General features: G+C 43.9%; 18 protein-coding genes. 12 read left to right on the top strand and 6 right to left on the bottom strand.

The annotated features are described in order from the left end of the window. Nucleotides 1–35: 35 nt before the first annotated feature. From OCV11_RS23655 to cysM, 3 genes are all read right to left on the bottom strand, one after another. Nucleotides 36–1,955 (bottom strand): PhoX family protein, encoded by a 1,920-nt coding sequence (locus OCV11_RS23655; RefSeq protein ID WP_315972755.1) that lies wholly within the window; start codon nucleotides 1,953–1,955, stop codon nucleotides 36–38. Between the two features lie 326 nt (nucleotides 1,956–2,281). After that, nucleotides 2,282–2,764, bottom strand: a complete 483-nt coding sequence (locus tag OCV11_RS23650) for a heme-degrading domain-containing protein (RefSeq protein WP_315972754.1) — start codon at nucleotides 2,762–2,764, stop codon at nucleotides 2,282–2,284. Nucleotides 2,765–2,959: 195 nt separating this feature from the next. Continuing rightward, complete coding sequence (gene cysM / locus OCV11_RS23645) at nucleotides 2,960–3,841, bottom strand: cysteine synthase CysM (RefSeq protein ID WP_261896903.1); 882 nt, start codon at nucleotides 3,839–3,841, stop codon at nucleotides 2,960–2,962. Nucleotides 3,842–4,085: 244 nt separating this feature from the next. Here cysM and cysP point away from each other — a divergent pair, with 244 nt between their 5' ends. From cysP to OCV11_RS23625, 4 genes are all read left to right on the top strand, one after another. Further along, entirely contained in the window at nucleotides 4,086–5,096 is a 1,011-nt protein-coding gene (cysP, locus tag OCV11_RS23640; protein ID WP_261896902.1) for a thiosulfate ABC transporter substrate-binding protein CysP, read from the top strand. Between the two features lie 70 nt (nucleotides 5,097–5,166). Beyond that, nucleotides 5,167–6,021, top strand: a complete 855-nt coding sequence (gene cysT / locus OCV11_RS23635) for a sulfate/thiosulfate ABC transporter permease CysT (RefSeq protein ID WP_261896901.1) — start codon at nucleotides 5,167–5,169, stop codon at nucleotides 6,019–6,021. Between the two features lie 9 nt (nucleotides 6,022–6,030). Next, complete coding sequence (gene cysW, locus OCV11_RS23630; RefSeq protein ID WP_261896900.1) at nucleotides 6,031–6,882, top strand: sulfate ABC transporter permease subunit CysW; 852 nt, start codon at nucleotides 6,031–6,033, stop codon at nucleotides 6,880–6,882. Between the two features lie 11 nt (nucleotides 6,883–6,893). Beyond that, nucleotides 6,894–8,027: a sulfate/molybdate ABC transporter ATP-binding protein gene (locus OCV11_RS23625; RefSeq protein WP_261896899.1), complete on the top strand. Its 1,134-nt coding sequence runs from the start codon at nucleotides 6,894–6,896 to the stop codon at nucleotides 8,025–8,027. Between the two features lie 199 nt (nucleotides 8,028–8,226). Here OCV11_RS23625 and OCV11_RS23620 read toward each other — a convergent pair whose 3' ends face one another. After that, nucleotides 8,227–8,499, bottom strand: coding sequence for a hypothetical protein (locus OCV11_RS23620; RefSeq protein WP_261896898.1), 273 nt, complete (start codon nucleotides 8,497–8,499; stop codon nucleotides 8,227–8,229). 374 nt (nucleotides 8,500–8,873) lie between these two features. Between OCV11_RS23620 and OCV11_RS23615 the strand changes: the two genes are divergently transcribed. From OCV11_RS23615 to OCV11_RS23595, 6 genes are all read left to right on the top strand, one after another. After that, nucleotides 8,874–9,263 (top strand): tautomerase family protein, encoded by a 390-nt coding sequence (locus OCV11_RS23615; protein ID WP_261896897.1) that lies wholly within the window; start codon nucleotides 8,874–8,876, stop codon nucleotides 9,261–9,263. 246 nt (nucleotides 9,264–9,509) lie between these two features. Beyond that, nucleotides 9,510–10,433: an AEC family transporter gene (locus OCV11_RS23610; RefSeq protein ID WP_261896896.1), complete on the top strand. Its 924-nt coding sequence runs from the start codon at nucleotides 9,510–9,512 to the stop codon at nucleotides 10,431–10,433. A 322-nt stretch (nucleotides 10,434–10,755) separates the two neighbouring features. Further along, complete coding sequence (locus OCV11_RS23605) at nucleotides 10,756–11,655, top strand: LysR family transcriptional regulator (RefSeq protein ID WP_261896895.1); 900 nt, start codon at nucleotides 10,756–10,758, stop codon at nucleotides 11,653–11,655. Nucleotides 11,656–11,810: 155 nt separating this feature from the next. After that, nucleotides 11,811–12,467 carry an NAD(P)-binding oxidoreductase gene (locus tag OCV11_RS23600; protein WP_261896894.1) on the top strand — a complete coding sequence of 219 codons (657 nt, stop codon included), beginning with the start codon at nucleotides 11,811–11,813 and terminating at the stop codon, nucleotides 12,465–12,467. Between the two features lie 39 nt (nucleotides 12,468–12,506). Next, a complete protein-coding gene (locus tag OCV11_RS25140) occupies nucleotides 12,507–12,638 on the top strand; it encodes a GFA family protein (RefSeq protein WP_444546125.1) in 132 nt (43 codons plus the stop codon). 1 nt (nucleotide 12,639) lies between these two features. Next, nucleotides 12,640–12,858, top strand: coding sequence for a hypothetical protein (locus OCV11_RS23595; RefSeq protein ID WP_261896893.1), 219 nt, complete (start codon nucleotides 12,640–12,642; stop codon nucleotides 12,856–12,858). Nucleotides 12,859–12,910: 52 nt separating this feature from the next. On the opposite strand, the gene OCV11_RS23590 is transcribed toward OCV11_RS23595, so the two are convergent. Further along, on the bottom strand, nucleotides 12,911–14,554 hold the full coding sequence (locus OCV11_RS23590; RefSeq protein ID WP_261896892.1) for an ABC transporter substrate-binding protein: 1,644 nt from the start codon (nucleotides 14,552–14,554) through the stop codon (nucleotides 12,911–12,913). Between the two features lie 242 nt (nucleotides 14,555–14,796). Here OCV11_RS23590 and mpaA point away from each other — a divergent pair, with 242 nt between their 5' ends. Next, on the top strand, nucleotides 14,797–15,501 hold the full coding sequence (gene mpaA / locus OCV11_RS23585; RefSeq protein ID WP_261896891.1) for a murein tripeptide amidase MpaA: 705 nt from the start codon (nucleotides 14,797–14,799) through the stop codon (nucleotides 15,499–15,501). 355 nt (nucleotides 15,502–15,856) lie between these two features. Then, the gene (locus OCV11_RS23580; RefSeq protein ID WP_261896890.1) at nucleotides 15,857–16,246 is read left to right on the top strand and encodes a DUF805 domain-containing protein; all 390 of its coding nucleotides are present in this window, start codon (nucleotides 15,857–15,859) and stop codon (nucleotides 16,244–16,246) included. A 73-nt stretch (nucleotides 16,247–16,319) separates the two neighbouring features. On the opposite strand, the gene OCV11_RS23575 is transcribed toward OCV11_RS23580, so the two are convergent. Further along, nucleotides 16,320–17,540 (bottom strand): AbrB family transcriptional regulator, encoded by a 1,221-nt coding sequence (locus tag OCV11_RS23575; protein WP_261896889.1) that lies wholly within the window; start codon nucleotides 17,538–17,540, stop codon nucleotides 16,320–16,322. Between the last annotated feature and the right edge of the window lie 319 nt (nucleotides 17,541–17,859).

The following is a 17,859-nucleotide window of genomic DNA, read 5'->3' as shown; positions in this document are numbered from 1 at the left end:
TTTATAACAGATGAATTTAGCTTTAACAGCTGAAACTAGCTCAGTTTTGGCATACCTGTGATGTAGCCGACCGCCGAACCATAACCCCCTTTGTAATTGGCCTTGATGTACGGGTCGAGAATGTCTTTCACTTTGTCATGTAGTGGGCTTTCCCAATCACCTGGGTGCTGAGCGTTACTCATGATGTAGGTCCAACCGTTGATTTCATCAACTGCGTGAAGCCCTGTCGATTCAGCACCTGCGGCACAAGAGATGATGCGCGACAATTCGCCAGTATCGACATGGTATGCCCACAAGAAGTTGTTGACATGGTTGCCACTGTCTTCACCGATAAAGAGTGTACGCAATTTTTCAGAGAACTTAATGTTATCTGGGTTTGCGATACGGTTTGCATTCGCGGTATTGCCAAGTGCATCTGCTTTTGCTAAGTCTTCACCTACTAGGTTATAAGGCACATGCATATGTGTGGAAACCCATTCACTGTCGATCGCGTGCCCATCCAAATCGCGTTGATTGCCTTTCAGTGTATGTTCATACACTGCGCCAGCTTTAGGGCCTTCAACATGAATATCGGTAGTACCATCGGTCATACTTTTGTAGATGTAAGACATAGCAGAGTAGGCTTTCTTATCGGCAATGTTCACTGTGGTGCCTTCCATTTTAGTAAAGCCAAGTGAAGCACCTTTCAGCGCAGCATAACGGTGCGTTTCAAGGAACGTTGCCGCCTTTTCCATTCCAGGTTTGAGTTTGACCCAGTTATCTTTGCCTGAGTAGCGAATGTGCGTAAAGCTGTTGTCATTCGGGTTCTTAGTACGAATATCCATGATATCGGCGGCTTTAATACCACCATCAATCAGTTTCTTGATCTCTTGACTGGTTGCGTGACCCAGTTTCATCCAATGGATATCGCCTGCACCTGGGCCCTTGCTTTCAGTCTGCTTCCATTTAGCGACATACAGAGTACCTGCTGATAAATTGCGCTTTTTATCTGCAATGAACATAAAAAGGCCGCCATTGGTCGCATCATCACCCATTAGTACCGTACGTTCATCAGGCATGACTTGGACTAACTCGTGAGAAATACGACCAAGGCAGTAATGCTTGGCAATACGGCCTGTGCCGTCTGGTTGTACAGTCACTTCTGGTAAATGACCGTAGTTATAAGGATTCGCGTGGTTTTCATCACCAAAAAGATGACGGCTAAAGCCTTTAAATTCAGCGTTGTTAAGATCAGATGCGTCAGGCTCATACTCTTCACTGGAAAGGTGTGTACCCCAAGGAGAGAGGCTTGCGCCACACGTAATCCATAAACCGCCCACCGATGAAGTGTCAACATTGCTGTATTTCACCAGCTTCAATTCGCCCGTCATTGGGTTTTGGTCTAACGTCAGCACTGCGATAGGAGATGGCAATTGACCATACATGTCCTCTTTCGCGCCGTTTTGCGTGGTGTATTCAAACTGCACCACGGCAAAAACTGGATTGCCATACACGCCATCTACTTGAGCGTTAGGAATGGTTAATAGGCTTGAACCATCTGGGCAGTCGGAGAAAAATTGACGATTGTTGGCGGTTGGGTCAAGAATCGGCTTGTTGTGGATATCGTAGTAGCCACCCGCAACGACGGTATTTCCTTTGCCATCTGGCACGCGATCGCCAGTGATAAAAAACGGTTGGTATGCCAATTTTACTTCGCGCGTTGAACCATCACTAAAGGTTAACTGCATTGCAGAGTCGATGGTTGTCTTTGCCATCGCCGCTGGGTTCGCCAGTGTTGGGGCATCCATAGAAATAAAACGTACGCTCTTTAGCGAGGCGTTGCTGTCGGAGGCAAAAGCCAATGAACTAACGCTGCTGCCAATCATGCCACTGGCAAGAGGCAATAGTGGTGCGCCAGCCAAAAATTGCAACATACGACGTCGTGTATTATCAGTCACTTGTGATGGTTGAGACATTGAGCACTTCCTTGAAAAATCAACTCGATAAGTTGGGAAAGATTGGCGCATTGATATGATTTAGTTGTATTTCTTTGCGCTAATCCAAAGTCATGCAGGACTGTAGCAACCGTTTATGACGGTTATCTTGCATCGTTGTTAAGCTTTGGTCACATTCGATGGCTCAACGTGGAAATCAACTGGGGATACAACGAACTGAGATCTCATTGATATTAGAGTTGCAGTACGCCTAATTCGCTTTGATAAGCCATTGATTTAAATGCCAAACATGGATATGTATTCCCTCCTTTGGGTAAGGAGGGCGAATGATACTGAGAGAATCCAAGTTATCTGCTAAATAGAGATTGTTCCAACTCATGCTTAATTGCGGTGAGGGCCTCGGCCACTAAAGCGTGGTCTTCTTCAGCACTTAATGCGGAGGTGGTAACAGTGCCGATAAGGCCACAGCCTTGAATTCGGATCGGGAAAGAGCCTCCGTGGCCGCAGTATTCTTGGTTATCGATGTGCGGCATTTCTTCAAAAACACGCTGTTTTGCTTGGTTATACAAGGCGATTTGGTAACTGCTTTTGTTGTAACGCAGTACGGCATTACGTTTGCGGCGCATCCAATCCAACTGATCGATACAGGTGCCTTGCATCGAATATTGAAACAGGGTTTGCCCAAATGCGTACACTTCAATAACAACCGTTTTATTGCGAGATTCTGCCAACTCTTTAATTTTTAATCCTAATTGCCAAGCAATGTCATTATTAAAAAGAGGCAGTTGCAACTGCTTCTCTTGTTCTATCACTTCATTTAACGTCATCATAACCCTTCATATTCACTTATTTATAATTGATATCCAGCAAGATACTAGCATAGTACGCATAAACGCTTAAGTGATTATCAAGTTTTGTTCAGTAAACGAAGGGTAAGAAGATAGGTTGAAGTATCTGTCAGGCTTGGGGGACAAAAAAGCCACCTCAAATAAGGTGGCTTAAGTAGGCGTTAATCGGTCTGAATATTAAGAAAAGAGACCAGATGAAAGGTAACGATCGCCACGGTCACAAACGATAGCGACTACAACTGAACCTGGATTTTGTTTAGCAATTTGTAGCGCTGCATAGACCGCACCACCTGAACTGATACCAGCACTAATGCCTTCAATACGAGCGAGTTCACGGGCAGTTTCTTTTGCGTCGGCTTCTTCCACATCAAGCACTTGGTCAACGCGAGCTGCATCAAAAATACCTGGTAGGTATTCCGCTGGCCAGCGGCGAATACCAGGGATAGAGCTGCCTTCTGCTGGTTGTAGACCAACAATTTGTACCGCTTCGCTTTGCGATTTTAAATATTTAGACACGCCCATGATAGTACCAGTGGTGCCCATACTAGAGACAAAGTGAGTGATCGTTCCTTCGGTTTGTTGCCAGATCTCTGGACCTGTCGTTTTGAAATGAGCGTCTGGGTTATCAGGGTTATTAAATTGGTCTAGCACTTTGCCTTTACCTTCTGCTTGCATTTGCAGAGCAAGGTCGCGTGCCACTTCCATCCCTTCAACGAGAATAAGCTCGGCCCCATAGGCTTTCATGGAATCAACACGTTCTTGAGTTGAGTTCGACGGCATGATCAGAATCATCTTGTAGCCTTTAATTGCCGCAGCCATCGCCAATGCAATACCCGTGTTACCGCTGGTGGCTTCGATGATGGTGTCACCTTGTTGAATTTCGCCTCTTGCTTCGGCTTGAAGAATCATATTCAGCGCTGGACGATCTTTTACTGAGCCTGCAGGGTTATTGCCTTCCAGTTTAACGAGTACAGTACTGGTTGGTTCGGTGTTCAATCGTTGCAGACGTACTAGTGGCGTATTGCCAACAAAAGATTCGATAGAGGGAAATTGTGCCACGTTGGGTTCCTTTATTCCGTTATTGGGGGAGGGATTTGAAAGCCAATGATAAAGCGGTCGATAGCCAGAGTACACCCTATCTTGTCCCTAGAGCTCAATTTCTCAAGTATTTCGGCAGTTGTGAATACAATTAATAAGCTGAAAATATTCCAAAAGGTTATATTGATTCATTTTATTATTACACCAATTTACCATAATCTATCTCCCTGTTATCGCACCACTTTACCGTGATCACGGAGTCATCATGAAAAGCCATTTTGCCAAATCTCTTTTAAGTGCAGTGTTACTTGCAGGAAGCATCACACCTGCCTTTGCTGCGGACCAAACGTTGCTTAACTCGTCTTACGATATTGCTCGTGAGCTATTTGCCAGTTATAACCCAGTGTTCCAAAAACATTGGCAAGAAAAGACCGGTAAAACAGTAGAAATCAAGCAGTCTCATGCTGGCTCTTCTGCTCAAGCGCGTTCGATTTTACAAGGCTTGCCAGCTGACGTGGTCACCTTTAACCAAGTGACTGACGTCCAAGTATTGGCTGATCGCGGTCATCTCATTCCTGCCAACTGGAAAGAACTGCTACCAAACAGTAGCTCACCATACTATTCCACCACGGCATTTTTGGTGCGCAAAGGTAACCCAAAACACATTCAAGACTGGGGTGATTTGGCACGTGATGACGTTTCTTCTGTCTTCCCTAACCCAAAAACTTCTGGGAATGGACGTTACACCTACCTTGCGGCATTAGGTTATGCACAAAAGACCTTTGGCAAAGAAAATATTGCTAAGCAAGACACCTATCTAAAAACCTTCTTAAAACATGTGGCTGTGTTTGATACCGGCGGTCGTGGCGCTACCACCTCTTTTGTTGAACGTGGAATTGGTGATGTACTGATTACCTTTGAATCAGAAGTAAACAATATTCGTAACCAATACGGTGTTGATCAATACGAAGTCGTCGTCCCTAAAACTTCAATTTTGGCTGAATTCCCAGTTGCAGTGGTTGAGCGTAATGCAAAACGTAATGGCACGTTGGATGTTGCGAAAGAATATCTTTCATACCTTTACAGTGAAGACGCACAGCGTTTGCTCGCCGGCTTTAACTATCGCGTGCACAACGACAAAGTGGTTAGCGAGTTTGCTGATCATTTCCCGAAAGTGGAATTAATGACGGTTGAGCAGATTGTGGGCAGTTGGGATAACGCGATGAAAACCGAATTTGCCAATGGTGGTCGCTTAGATCAATTGCAACGTCGTTAATCACTGTTTAGTGACTCTCCCACTGCTTGGTGGGGGAGTTTTAAGTATTTAGATTTAGAAAAGAGTGGTTATGAGTCAATCCCTTTCATCGGTTTCCCGCCCGAAAACTATGCGAGTGTTACCTGGCTTTGGTTTGAGCCTTGGGATTTCGCTACTATTTGTTAGCTTAATTTTACTGTTACCTATCACTGGCTTGATTGCCCAAACCAGTCAAATGACGTGGTCGGAATATTGGTTTGTGATTACCGATCCACGAGTCGTGGCCAGCTATAAAGTCACAGTATGGGGCGCACTGATCGCCTCGGTATTTAACGGGTTCTTCGGTTTGTTGCTGGCATGGGTGCTGGTGCGCTACGATTTCCCGGGTAAGCGTTTGTTGGACTCTCTCGTTGACTTACCTTTCGCTTTGCCAACGGCGGTGGCGGGGATTACGCTTGCGACCCTCTATTCCGCTAATGGCCCTTTAGGGCAGATGCTGGAAAGTATTGGCATTAAAGTCGCTTATACTCCGCTCGGCATTATTGTGGCCATGGCATTTACCAGTATTCCTTTTGTCGTTCGAACGGTTCAGCCAGTTCTTGAAGAATTGTCTATTGAGGAAGAAGAGGCGGGGATGACTCTCGGTGCTTCCGATTGGCAGGTATTTCGCCGTGTGATTTTCCCATCTTTGTGGCCTGCTTTGCTAGTGGGTGTTGCGCTGTCATTCACGCGTAGCCTTGGGGAATTTGGCGCGGTCATTTTCCTAGCGGGCAACATGCCTTATGTGAGTGAAATTACCTCATTGATGATTTTCGTTAAACTTCAAGAATTTGATTTTGCAGGCGCGAGTGCGATTGCTTCAGTTGTTCTAATGGCATCTTTGATTTTGCTGTTTTCTATTAACCTGTGGCAGGGTCGTTACCTGCGTCGTATCCACGGACGTTAGGAGCAAACGATGAAAACCTTTTCTGTGCAGCGTGTCGGCGATAGACCTATCGTCAAATGGAGTTTGATCGCGCTTGCTTTAGTGCTCTCATTTGTATTACTGCTTTTGCCATTGCTCAGCATTTTTCAGCACGCTTTTTCTAGTGGGCTCGGAGCCTATCTTGATAACTTATCTGATCCTGATACGCGTAAGGCCATTGGGTTAACGCTCTTGGTTGCCGTGCTAACTGTACCCGTTAACCTAGTGTTCGGGGTATTGCTTGCTTGGGCGGTAACTCGCTTTGAATTTGCGGGTCGTAAGGCGCTGATCACCTTAATTGATATTCCTTTCGCAGTTTCTCCCGTAGTGGCTGGTTTGCTCTATTTGCTACTTTACGGCAGTAGCGGTTGGCTAGGGGAGTGGATGTTTGAACACGATATCCAAATCATGTTTGCTTGGCCGGGCATTGTGTTAGTGACCGTATTTGTTACCTGTCCATTTGTCGCACGTGAATTGATTCCTCTGATGCAGCAACAAGGTCGCTCTGATGAAGAAGCTGCGGTGATTTTGGGTGCCTCATGGTGGCAGCTGTTTCGTAAAGTGACGTTACCCAATATTAAATGGGCATTGATTTATGGTGTGATTCTCACTAATGCTCGTGCTGTTGGTGAGTTCGGTGCAGTTTCTGTGGTCTCTGGTCATATTCGCGGTGAGACCAATACGTTGCCACTGCATGTCCAACTGCTCTATGAGGATTATCAGTCCGAAGCAGCCTTTGCCAGTGCATCACTGCTGGCCTTTATTGCCTTAATTACCTTAGGTTTAAAAACCTTTGTTGAATGGCGTCAACAGCGCGCCAAACTTGTCGATAACGAAAATTAAGTAGTGGCACCATGAGTATTTCAATTAATAATCTTTCAAAAACATTCGGCCAGTTTCAGGCGCTAACACCGTTGTCGCTCGATATTTATGACGGTGAAATGATTGGCTTATTGGGGCCATCCGGTTCAGGTAAAACGACGTTATTACGTATTATCGCCGGTCTTGAGCATGCTAATTCTGGCACCATTAAATTTGGCGACCGTGATGTGACTAATCTGCACGTTCGCGATCGCCGCGTGGGTTTTGTCTTCCAAAACTACGCACTGTTTCGTCATATGACCATAGAAGACAACGTAGCATTTGGGCTGCGTGTGATGGATCGTAAGCAGCGCCCAAGCAGTCAAGAGATTGATAAGCGCGTGGCGGAATTGCTGGACATTGTGCAGCTAAGCCACGTGGCAAAGCGCTATCCAGAGCAGCTCTCCGGTGGTCAAAAGCAGCGTATTTCGCTGGCCCGTGCGTTAGCCACTCAGCCTGAAGTGCTGTTATTGGATGAGCCTTTTGGTGCTTTGGACGCCAAAGTGCGTAAAGAACTTCGCCGTTGGCTACGCAGTTTGCATGACGAACTGAACTTTACCAGCGTGTTTGTAACGCACGACCAAGATGAAGCGATGGAGCTATCGGACCGCGTGGTGGTGATGAGTAATGGTCGCATTGAGCAAGTCGATACCCCTGCCCGTTTGTATGACCAGCCTAACAGCCGTTTTGTGTTTGATTTTCTTGGTGGCGTAAACGTCTATAAAGGAGATTGGGACAATGCAGAGCATTGGCGCAATGGCTCGGCTTTTATTACGCCGCATGATCAAGCACCATTTAAACATAATGGTCTCTTGTACGTGCGCAGTCATGAACTGACCTTGTCTGATAAAGAGAACAAACAAGCTTCGTTACCCGGTAAAGTGATGTCGGTAACTCCGATTGGGGCGGAAATTCGAGTTGAAGTGGCTCCTATTGGTTGGGAATCAGAGGAGTATTGGGAAGTCAGACTTTCCCATCGCCATTTTGATAACCACCAAATCAAACGTGGTGATGTGGTCTATATGGTGCCTGAAGCGGGATATTTCTTTGCAGAAAATACCCATCAAAATCCGCAAAAGCTCTCTTGGCCATTCCTCGAACGCGATGCGGTTATGTTTGAAATCTAATTCAATCGATGAAAATCAATCGATGAAAAACGCCCTTCCATTTTTCCAAATGAAAGGGCGTTTTTGTTAATTCGGTATTTAAATGTGCAGTGGAATATAGGTTAATACTGTGGTTTCTCAGAATAGAATATAAGCTCTAAATTAAGGTTAAACTCTCTTTCTGTTCATGTTTAAGTCTAAAAAAACCGGTCTTCGAGCTCTAATGTAATACGCGTTCTGGAACCAAAGTAACTCGGAATTGAGCCACCACTTCCTTAATGAAATGGGCTGTGTACTCTATGTTGATACTAATGGAACGCCAACAGATATCGTTGATTAAGTCTTGTAGCTTCTTCTCTCTTAGGTGAAATCGTTTAATATCCGCTTCTGTTAACTGGTTCACTTCATCCTCAAACATCTGGATGAAATCGTTTAACGCTGGCAACTCTTGCTTTGCCATGACGATAAAGGCGGAGACATCATCTCTAAACATGTTGATCCCTTACAGTACAGTGCTCACTAACCTATAGTTCGACTCTAATTATTGTTACTATTTTGTGAAAATCTATAAAAAGCTCAATATACAGCACAACATTTGGTACTGTATCACACTCTTACATTTGGACAGCAGCAGGGTTGTTTTGGTTCTCAAAAGTGGTATGAATTTTATCAATAACCCTATTTAAAGTAATTTTATTGAAATTTTTATTTCATTTATTTAAGATGGAAAACATAAAGACCAAGCAGGAAGCTTTTGAATTGTTCCTGCGTCTGATGTGATTTTTACATTCAATATCGCGATAAATTGAGACATTAGCGCGCTCTTTTAGGCGAAGTAGAGTGAGACATTCCTATGGGAGGGAAAGGATGCCGTTGTTACAATTCGATATGATTGAAGGTCGTTCTCAATCAGAAATTAAAACCTTACTTGATACTGCCCATGAAGTGGTATTGGAATCATTTCATGTGCCAGAAAGAGATAGATATCAACTGGTTCGAGAAAACAAGCCTTATCAGATGATCTTCCAAGATACTGGTTTAGGGTTTGAACGCAGCGATAATTTTGTCTTGTTGCGAGTGTTTACCAGCCCGCGTCCACCGGAACAAAAAGAGAAGTTTCTTAAATTATTGGCAGAAAAATTTCATGAGCGCTGTGGCATTGAAGGAAAGGACCTTATGGTGGCTTTTATCAATAACGATCGCAGTGATTGGAGCTTTGGTTTTGGTGAAGCTCAATATGTGACTGGTGCTTTGTAAATCTGTTCAACCCGTTTTGACTGATAGGGAGCCTCATTGGCTCCCTTTTTTAGCGCATCTTACTCTGTTGTTAGCGCTTGTTTAGTGAAAAAATCTAACGAATTGCATTGTATGTGCGTATTCTCGTTTAAATTTGCACTATATGGCGATAAATGCATGGATTTATGCTTTTCATCATTTTTAGTCAATTATTGAATATGAGCGTTAATGTATAATGGTGCATTGTTTTTATTCAGGCAAAGCATCATGGCAATTAGCATTATTATCAATCAAATCATCGTATTGTTTCTTCTTATGGGGCTCGGTTATGGGCTTGCGAAATCGAAGGTGTTGGAAAAGGCGATTTGCGATCGGCTAACGTGGCTGTTGTGTTACATTGTGATGCCTTGTCTGATTTTTAATGCCTTTCAAATTCCATTCACTGATGAACTTTGGCACAACTTTACGTTAATGGCGGGTTTAACAGTGGGTATCCACCTGATTTATATAGTATTAAGTAAGTTATTACTCAACGGTCAGCATTTGAAGAAGAAGGCGATTGCTGAGCAAATGCAGTTTACCGCGGTCTATTCTAACTGCGGTTTTATGGGCTTGCCGTTAGTGATGGCTTTGGTGGGAAGCGCAGGTGCATTTTATGGTTCGGTTTACATTGCGGTAAACGGCCTATTCGTTTGGACACACGGTTTGCTCACTTATTCTGGCCGTTTTGATCGCCGTGCTCTGATTAAAGTGTTGGTTAACCCTAATACCATCGCCTCTGTGGTGGGGTGTTTGTTCTTTTTATTTTCTATTCGCTTACCTCTGCCATTACATACCGCATTGGCTCATGTTGGCGGAATGAACACGGCACTTTCGATGATTTTGGTTGGCGCTGCGATGGCTCAAGTGGATATTCGTAAGATTTGGGTGAGCAGTTACGCTTGGTTAAGTGTATTTATGCGCAATTTATTATTTCCTGGAATTGTGCTCATTGCGCTTTTCTCCCTTGATATCCATGGCAATCTTTTGATTATTGCTATGGCGTTGAGTGCTTGCCCTGTGGCGGGTATGTCTGTGTTGTTCGCGCAGTTAACGGGCAAAGATACCGATTTCCCTTGTAAAAGTCTGACGCTTTCTACGTTAGCGAGTTTAATCACCTTACCTTTGATGCTCTCCCTTGCATCGCTTTAATCTATCGTTCTTAGAACAAGGGGAAGATAGGCGCTCCTTGTTCTCTGTGCGTATTTGATCCTGAATCAAGCTGAATCTGGTTTATGATTATTAATGAACTATAGTTATTCTAATAATGAATAATCTTCATTAATAATAAGTGTAACGAATTAAATCTATTTCAAAATCATATGGTTATTTTGATGTGTCATGTCAAATGTCATTCGGTTCAATGGAATTGATTAAAGTGTCGCCATTGGTTTGCTAGAACGGTAAGTTGACCGTTTGGGCGTGGCAATGAGATTCGATATTATGTTGCAATTCAGATGATTAGGTTTTTGTTATGCCAAGAGAAAACTACAGTGACATTATTGCTTTTATCGCCGTTGCCAAAGAAAGCAGCTTCACCCGAGCCGCTGCCAAGCTTGGCGTGTCTCAATCCGCGTTAAGCCATACCATTCGCTCACTTGAAACTCGCCTTGGTGTGCGCTTGTTAATGCGTACCACGCGTAGTGTGTCATTAACTGAAGCGGGAAAAACACTGTTTGATGAAGTCGCTGATATGTTTGAAGCGATCGACGCCAGTATTGAGTCGCTGAGTGATTGGCGTGAACATCCGACGGGCACCATTCGTATCACCGCCAATGATCATGCGGCAGACAATATATTGTGGCCACGTTTGGTCCCTTTACTGGCGCGTTACCCGGATATTAAGTTAGAGATCAATATTGATTACGGTTTGACCAATATTGTTGAACAACGCTTTGACATTGGCGTTCGAATTGGCGATCAAATCGCAAAAGATATGATTGCGGTAAAAATTGGACCAGAGATGAGAATGGCTGTGGTTGGCTCACCAGAATACTTTGCCAAGCATCCGATACCCAAAGAACCCAGCGATCTGATGCATCATCAATGTATTAATTTGCGTTTGCAAAGCCATGGCGGTCTCTACGCTTGGGAATTTGATAATGGCGTTACGCAAGTCAATGTTCACGTGGAAGGCCAATTGACCTTTAATACCACCAATCAAATGCTTCAAGGTGCGCTTGATGGTTTTGGTTTGGCTTATGTACCAGACGACATTATTGCGCTGCATATCGAACAGGGAAAACTTGTCAGAGTGTTAACCGATTGGTGCGAACCTTTTCCTGGTTATCATATCTATTATCCTAATCGTCGTCAGTCGTCTGCTGCCTTTAATCTGGTGGTCGATGCGCTGCGTTATTCTACAAATATGTAGCGTCCTGAAAATAATAACGGACATAATCTGTACCAATATCTATAAAAATATGCCTTAAGTATGAGTGAGTTGCACTTATTTTCCTCCTAGGGCACAGTAACAGTGTTATGCTTAAAGAGGCATAAGTCGTTGACGTACTACGGATGGGAGAATCTATGAGCTCAGTGTTGGTAATTGGAGCAGCAGGTAAAGTTGGGCATTGGCTTATTCCTAAATTGGTGACGAATCATCACGAAGTGATGGGGATGTATCGTCATGCGGAACAAAAAGAAACTTTGTTGGAAGCCGGAGCTTATCCTGTCTATGGCGATTTGCTTGAGTTGGATGTCAATGGTTTAGCCACGTTAATGAAAGGCTGTGACTGCGTTATTTTTACCGCAGGTGCGGGCGGCAAAGGTGGCGAGGAAATGACAAATGCCATTGATGGGCGAGGGTTAGAATTGGCGGTGGACGCCGCGACATTAGCGGGTGTGAGTCGCTTTTTGTTGGTATCGGCTTTTCCGGAGGCAGGCCGAGCGCGCTTTATATCAGATACCTTTGAAAACTATATGCGTGTGAAGAAGTTAGCGGATGTTTATCTTGCCCAGTCCAATTTGAATTGGGTTATCTTGCGTCCTGGAACATTGACGGATACATCTGGTAAAGGACTTGTCAAAGCGGGTCTTGCTATTCCTTATGGGAAAGTCTCTCGCGAAGATGTCGCGAGTATGTTGGTCGCTCTAGTCGAGCATCCGCAAATTAATCGCATGATTATCGAGCTTACGGAAGGTGATACCTTTATTGAACAGTCGATTCGCCAGTTAAACGGCTAATTGAATGGGACACGCACATTAAGAACGCAGGGATCGCAGATGATCAAATTGACGTGTCATTGTGGCAACATCGAGTTGATGTTATCTAAATTGCCAACGGAAGCAACAAAGTGCAACTGTTCGATTTGCCATCGTTACGGCGCGCTCTGGAGCTACTTTCCCAAAAAGTGACGTGACCATAACCGCTCACGAGCAACCCGCCAAAGGTTATCTATGGGGCGATCGAGAAGCTGAATTTATGCACTGTCCCATTTGCGGCTGTATTACCCATTATGAGACGACAGAACGGTGTGATAGCCAGTTTGTCGCGGTAAACATGAGCATGGCGGATATTGAAGTTATTGAAGAGTTGCAGATTAAGTTGCTCGATAAAGCAGATAGAAAGAGATAAGGGAAAGCGTATGCTTTCCCTTATTCATTCACAATTACACACTCTACCCGTTTTACTTGGTGTTTTGAGTTTTCGCTTTGATGTAGAGATCTTTCGTGTAGATCTTCCCTTCTGCGTTATGCATTGGGAAACCACCTACCGTTGCACGGACTAAACGGGGCTGCATGTAATAATAGATTGGCGCAATCGGCATGTCTTGGCTCAGCAATGCTTCAGCATGATCATATGAGTGATTACGTTCACCCACATCGGTGGCTTTTTGTGCTTTGTCTAACGTGGCGTCGTATTCAGAATTTTTGTAGAAAGCGTAATTGCGTTCGTTATCGGTGGTAAATAGATTTAAGAACGTAGAGGCTTCGTTGTAATCACCACACCAAGAAGCACGCATGATATCGAAATTACCGGATTTACGTGATGATAAATACGATTTCCATTCTTGGTTTTCTAAGGTGATATCGGCACCTAAGGTCTTCTTCCACATAGAGGCAATCGCCACAGCAATCGCTTTGTTACTTTCATTGGTGTTGTAAAGCAAAGTGCCTTTCAGTGGATGTTTTTCATCAAAACCTGCAGCTTTGAGCAGCTCTTTGGCTTTCTGATTACGCTCTTCTTGAGTCATCAAAGCATAAGCTGGCTGGGTCGCAGTAAATCCTGCCACATCTTTGTGGGCAAAGGTGTAGGCCGGAATATTGCCAACATCGGTAATGCCATTGGTGATGACGTCACGCATAATGGAATAGGAGAGCGCTTGTCTTACGCGGGGATCATCGAAAGGTTTGTGCTGAGTGTTAAACGCATAGTAATAGGTACACAGTAGCGGAGTGACGCGAAAATCTTGAGGGTGCTCTTTTTTCAGCTTGCTCGCCATTGCCACTGGAACATTCGATGTAATATCCACTTCCCCAGTGAGATAACGATTCATCTCCGAGGTTTGATTTTCAAATGGGATATAGGTGACTTTATTAATTACAGTATGGCTGTTATCCCAGTAATTAGCATTGCGTGTTAGCTCCACCCGTTCATTGATCACCCATTTGGTCAGTTTATACGCCCCGTTTGAGACCATGTGTTCCGGTCTAGCCCATTTGTCTCCGTATTTTTTTACGGCGGCTTCAGGCACCGGCATCATTGAAGTGTGGCCAGTCATCGCTATAAAGTAGGGCACTGGTTTGTCTAAGGTAAACTCGAGTGTTTGTGGATCGATGGCTTTGACACCAAGGCTATCAACAGGCTTTTTCCCTTCGATAATGTCTGCTGCATTTTTAATGGATGCGAGTTTTAAGTACCAAGCATTTGGCGAGGCAGACGCTGGATCAGCAACTCGTCTCAAGGCATACACAAAATCTTGGGCAGTAACTGGTGTTCCATCAGACCATTTTGCTTCTTTACGTAGATAGAAAGTGTAAACCTGATTGTCTTTATTTTCCCAACGTGACGCGACTCCTGGCACCACTTTTCCGTTCTCATCCTGTATCACCAAGCCTTCGAACAGGTCTCGGACGATATGCATTTCAGTCAAACCTTCCGCCTTCATAGGATCAAGCGTGGCGGCCTCTGCATCATTACCTCGCACTAAGGTTTGATTTTTCGCCAAAATGGTATTCTCAGGAACATTGGCGGCAAGAGCAGAGAAACTAGAAACGCCCGTGGTTAGGGCAAAGAGAGTGGTAAAAGCGGCTTTAATATTAGGATTCATAAACACGTCCTTGGCTGGGGAGGACCCAAAAATATGCACAGTGGGCATACTATACCCTGTTATGACAATGAGTTGCAGCAGCTTAGCGAGGATTAATTGTCGTAAAATCTAACAAAGGGCGTTTTACGTCGCATCTTTGGTTCGGTATGGTAAAAGAGCACAGACTAAAGAGATAGTTTTTACTCTAGTCAAACCCGTATATCGTTAGTAAGTTAACTAAGAGTACGCAAAAGGAAAAGGGAATGTCGCAATTGATCCAAAGGACCCAACGGGGATTTTTTCACCGAATGCCCATTGAATATGGACGTTCGGTTATGGGAGCTCCATTGATCTATTTCCCAGCAGGGAACGTCACGTCGACGACGGGGCTTATTCTCGCGGGTACCCATGGCGATGAGAGTGCCTCAATCGCATTGCTGTCAGCGGGATTGCGTTCATTACCGCATGATGCTTTGCGCCACCATGTGATTCTATCGATGAATCCTGATGGTAATCAGCTTGGAACGCGTTGCAACGGGCGTGGCGTGGATCTCAATCGCAGTTTCCCTACGAAGAATTGGTCTGATGCAGGTACGGTATATCGGTGGAATCAGCATGCTAATGAGCGCGATGTCATCCTTTCTTCGGGAACAACTAACGAGTTAGAACCTGAGACGCAAGCGCTCATCGAACTGATAAATGAACTAAACCCCGCGTTTGCAGTGAGTTTTCATGAGCCGCTCGCCTGTGTTGACTCAGCAGATCAATCCATTTTGGGTCAGAAGCTATCACAATGGTTCTCTTTACCTATGGTGACTAATGTTGGTTACAGTACTCCAGGCTCATTTGGTACGTGGTGTGATGAACAGAAGTTACTGAATGTCACTTTGGAACTGCCTCCCATTTCAGTTGATGAGGTAACTGAACGCTATTTTGCGGCTACGCTCGAGTTACTGACCATGGAGTAATGGGGTTGCTTACAGACTGTGGGTAGAATTTTGTGGTGAGTCGCAATTTATTGATGAATCTGTCGAGTCGAATGGCATTCGCTTAGACAGATATTCCAAATTAGTCACGGCACAAAATAGAGTGATTGCTTTAATTTGGAAGGTTGATAGGATGCATTTCGAGTTCACGAGCAGCTAAATAAAGGGGAATTACCCCACGCATCTTAAGGTAAAAGTTACTTATTCTATATGGCTTAATAGAAGAGATAACTGGCTGAATTTATCTTATGAATTGCATTCATGCCGTGATTTCAATGCACAATGATATTCAACTAATAACGTCAGTAATATAAATATCCATTAATGAGATAATAAAATGAATTGGTATATTTCGGCTATAAAAAATGGCTTTAATTTCAACGGGCGTGCACGCCGCAAAGAATATTGGATGTTTGGCTTATTTCATGCCATCGCTCTGTGTGTTTTTTTCGTTCTAAATGTAATTACCAACGAGAACAGCATTATAGCATTTCTATCCTTGTTCTACATGTTGGCAATGATATTGCCAAACATTGCCGTAACGATTAGACGTTTTCATGATATCGATAAATCGGGTTGGAATATTTTGTTTAGTCTAATTCCGTTTGTTGGTCCATTTATTATGCTGTATTTTATGGTTCTAGATAGTAAGGACTATACGAATCAGTACGGTATGCCACCAAAGTCGGCCAATGAATCAGTAACTACGAAATCAGCGAGTTACTAAATACATTGGTTAGCTAATACATCAGAACAGATTTAAAAAGCATAGCGAAAGCTATGCTTTTTTATTTGCCTACCTAATCAAGAGTCTTATTGCTCTTATGGTAATGTTCAACAATCTGTGCCGCCTTTGTGGCGAGAATCGGTCCAAAGATCAACATAAAGAATAATCGACAGGTTTGCATCGCCATAACAAACGAAACGTTGACACTATTGGCGGTTGAAGAGGCGATGATCGCAATTGAATCAGCGCCGCCAGGGCTCATTGCTAAGTAAGCTGTCAGCGGGTCAATATCAAAGTAACGAACTAACGCTAACGATAACAAAGAGCAAAAGCCAATCAGAAGTAATATCGAAATACAGATATTAGGCATGATCTTAATCGCATAGCGAGTTGCCTCTCCCGTAAATTTAGAGCCGATATTCCAACCAATAATTGCATAGCATAAGAACAAATATGGCGTTGGGAGTGAGATAGTAAAAAGACCAATATAATTGACGGTTATTGCCAATACGATGGCGATAATTAATGGCCCTGATGGCAGTTTTAGATACTTACTCACGACCACACTGACACCGATAAGGATAAGTGTGTTGATAAAATTAGACCAAACAATAGGCTCATAAAGATGAATATGATGCTCTGCAGCGACACTATCTACTGGCATAAAAAAGTGAGTCACTAAACCAGCAGCAAGTGACACCATAATAACGCGAAGATATTGCATTAAAGCCACTAGTCTTACATCAGCGCCATAATCTTGTGCCATTAATGTCATTACGGCTGCAGCGCCTGGACTACTTCCCCAGATCGCGACGGTGCCAGGGACGATTCTTCGGTAGGCCAAAATACCGCTTAATACGGTGCTTGCCACCAACACCGAAAACACCCCACCTAAAAACAATACCCAGTGCTCAGCGATGTTGCTTAACGCCTCCATTGGCAATGCTAAAGAAATCATCACCCCGATGGTGCTTTGACAATAGCGAATAAGAGGTTTAGCCGGTTGCATGGCTCGATTCTTTTGCGCAAATAAAATGGCAGCGAACATTGGCCCAAGTAAAAATGCAGCAGGGAAGCCGAAATATTGCATTCCTACAGAGATAACAAATGAGAGTACGGCGAGCTCTAACCAGTAACGCTCTTTTTTTCGTTCTAAATAGTGGGTTGATAATAAAGACATATAGCTCTCTGCGCGATTGACGATACGGCTGGCGATATAGATTGCTGACGTAAAGTGATAAATGGTACTGGTTTGGTGACCGCTATGATAAACAAGGTCGCGATCATAGACCATACCCGGAATCAAAATAACGTTCGTGTAAGAGCTAAAAATGCGTATGCGTTTCTTTCCTGAATGCTATATGGGTGACAGGTTGAGTATAAAATGAAGTGACGAGCACTAAGATTCTATTGATTTACTTTTAGGCGAAGTGGGGGAGAAAAGTGTGAAGTAACTCCGGAGCTTTGTCGCATATAATGAGAATTTGGTTGTGGAATTCTCTTAAGATTCTCATCGACTGGGATTTGATATCAAATTTATTGCGTAATACTCTTGGGGATCGAAAAGGTTCGTGCTATTAAAATAGTAACAAACATAACTTATTCGAGAGTTT

Origin of the sequence: Vibrio porteresiae DSM 19223, from assembly GCF_024347055.1 — a bacterium.
GTDB lineage: Bacteria > Pseudomonadota > Gammaproteobacteria > Enterobacterales > Vibrionaceae > Vibrio > Vibrio porteresiae.
The sequence above is the reverse complement of the archived record's forward strand: the minus strand, read 5'-3'. Positions and strand labels throughout refer to the sequence as shown.

Coding starts and splice junctions, on each gene's coding strand:
- OCV11_RS23655 (WP_315972755.1), bottom strand. CDS start 1,955: ATGTCTCAACCATCACAAGTGACTGATAATACACGACGTCGTATGTTG.
- OCV11_RS23650 (WP_315972754.1), bottom strand. CDS start 2,764: ATGATGACGTTAAATGAAGTGATAGAACAAGAGAAGCAGTTGCAACTG.
- cysP (WP_261896902.1), top strand. CDS start 4,086: ATGAAAAGCCATTTTGCCAAATCTCTTTTAAGTGCAGTGTTACTTGCA.
- cysT (WP_261896901.1), top strand. CDS start 5,167: ATGAGTCAATCCCTTTCATCGGTTTCCCGCCCGAAAACTATGCGAGTG.
- cysW (WP_261896900.1), top strand. CDS start 6,031: ATGAAAACCTTTTCTGTGCAGCGTGTCGGCGATAGACCTATCGTCAAA.
- OCV11_RS23625 (WP_261896899.1), top strand. CDS start 6,894: ATGAGTATTTCAATTAATAATCTTTCAAAAACATTCGGCCAGTTTCAG.
- OCV11_RS23620 (WP_261896898.1), bottom strand. CDS start 8,499: ATGTTTAGAGATGATGTCTCCGCCTTTATCGTCATGGCAAAGCAAGAG.
- OCV11_RS23615 (WP_261896897.1), top strand. CDS start 8,874: ATGCCGTTGTTACAATTCGATATGATTGAAGGTCGTTCTCAATCAGAA.
- OCV11_RS23610 (WP_261896896.1), top strand. CDS start 9,510: ATGGCAATTAGCATTATTATCAATCAAATCATCGTATTGTTTCTTCTT.
- OCV11_RS23605 (WP_261896895.1), top strand. CDS start 10,756: ATGCCAAGAGAAAACTACAGTGACATTATTGCTTTTATCGCCGTTGCC.
- OCV11_RS23600 (WP_261896894.1), top strand. CDS start 11,811: ATGAGCTCAGTGTTGGTAATTGGAGCAGCAGGTAAAGTTGGGCATTGG.
- OCV11_RS25140 (WP_444546125.1), top strand. CDS start 12,507: ATGATCAAATTGACGTGTCATTGTGGCAACATCGAGTTGATGTTATCT.
- OCV11_RS23590 (WP_261896892.1), bottom strand. CDS start 14,554: ATGAATCCTAATATTAAAGCCGCTTTTACCACTCTCTTTGCCCTAACC.
- mpaA (WP_261896891.1), top strand. CDS start 14,797: ATGTCGCAATTGATCCAAAGGACCCAACGGGGATTTTTTCACCGAATG.
- OCV11_RS23580 (WP_261896890.1), top strand. CDS start 15,857: ATGAATTGGTATATTTCGGCTATAAAAAATGGCTTTAATTTCAACGGG.
- OCV11_RS23575 (WP_261896889.1), bottom strand. CDS start 17,540: ATGGTCTATGATCGCGACCTTGTTTATCATAGCGGTCACCAAACCAGT.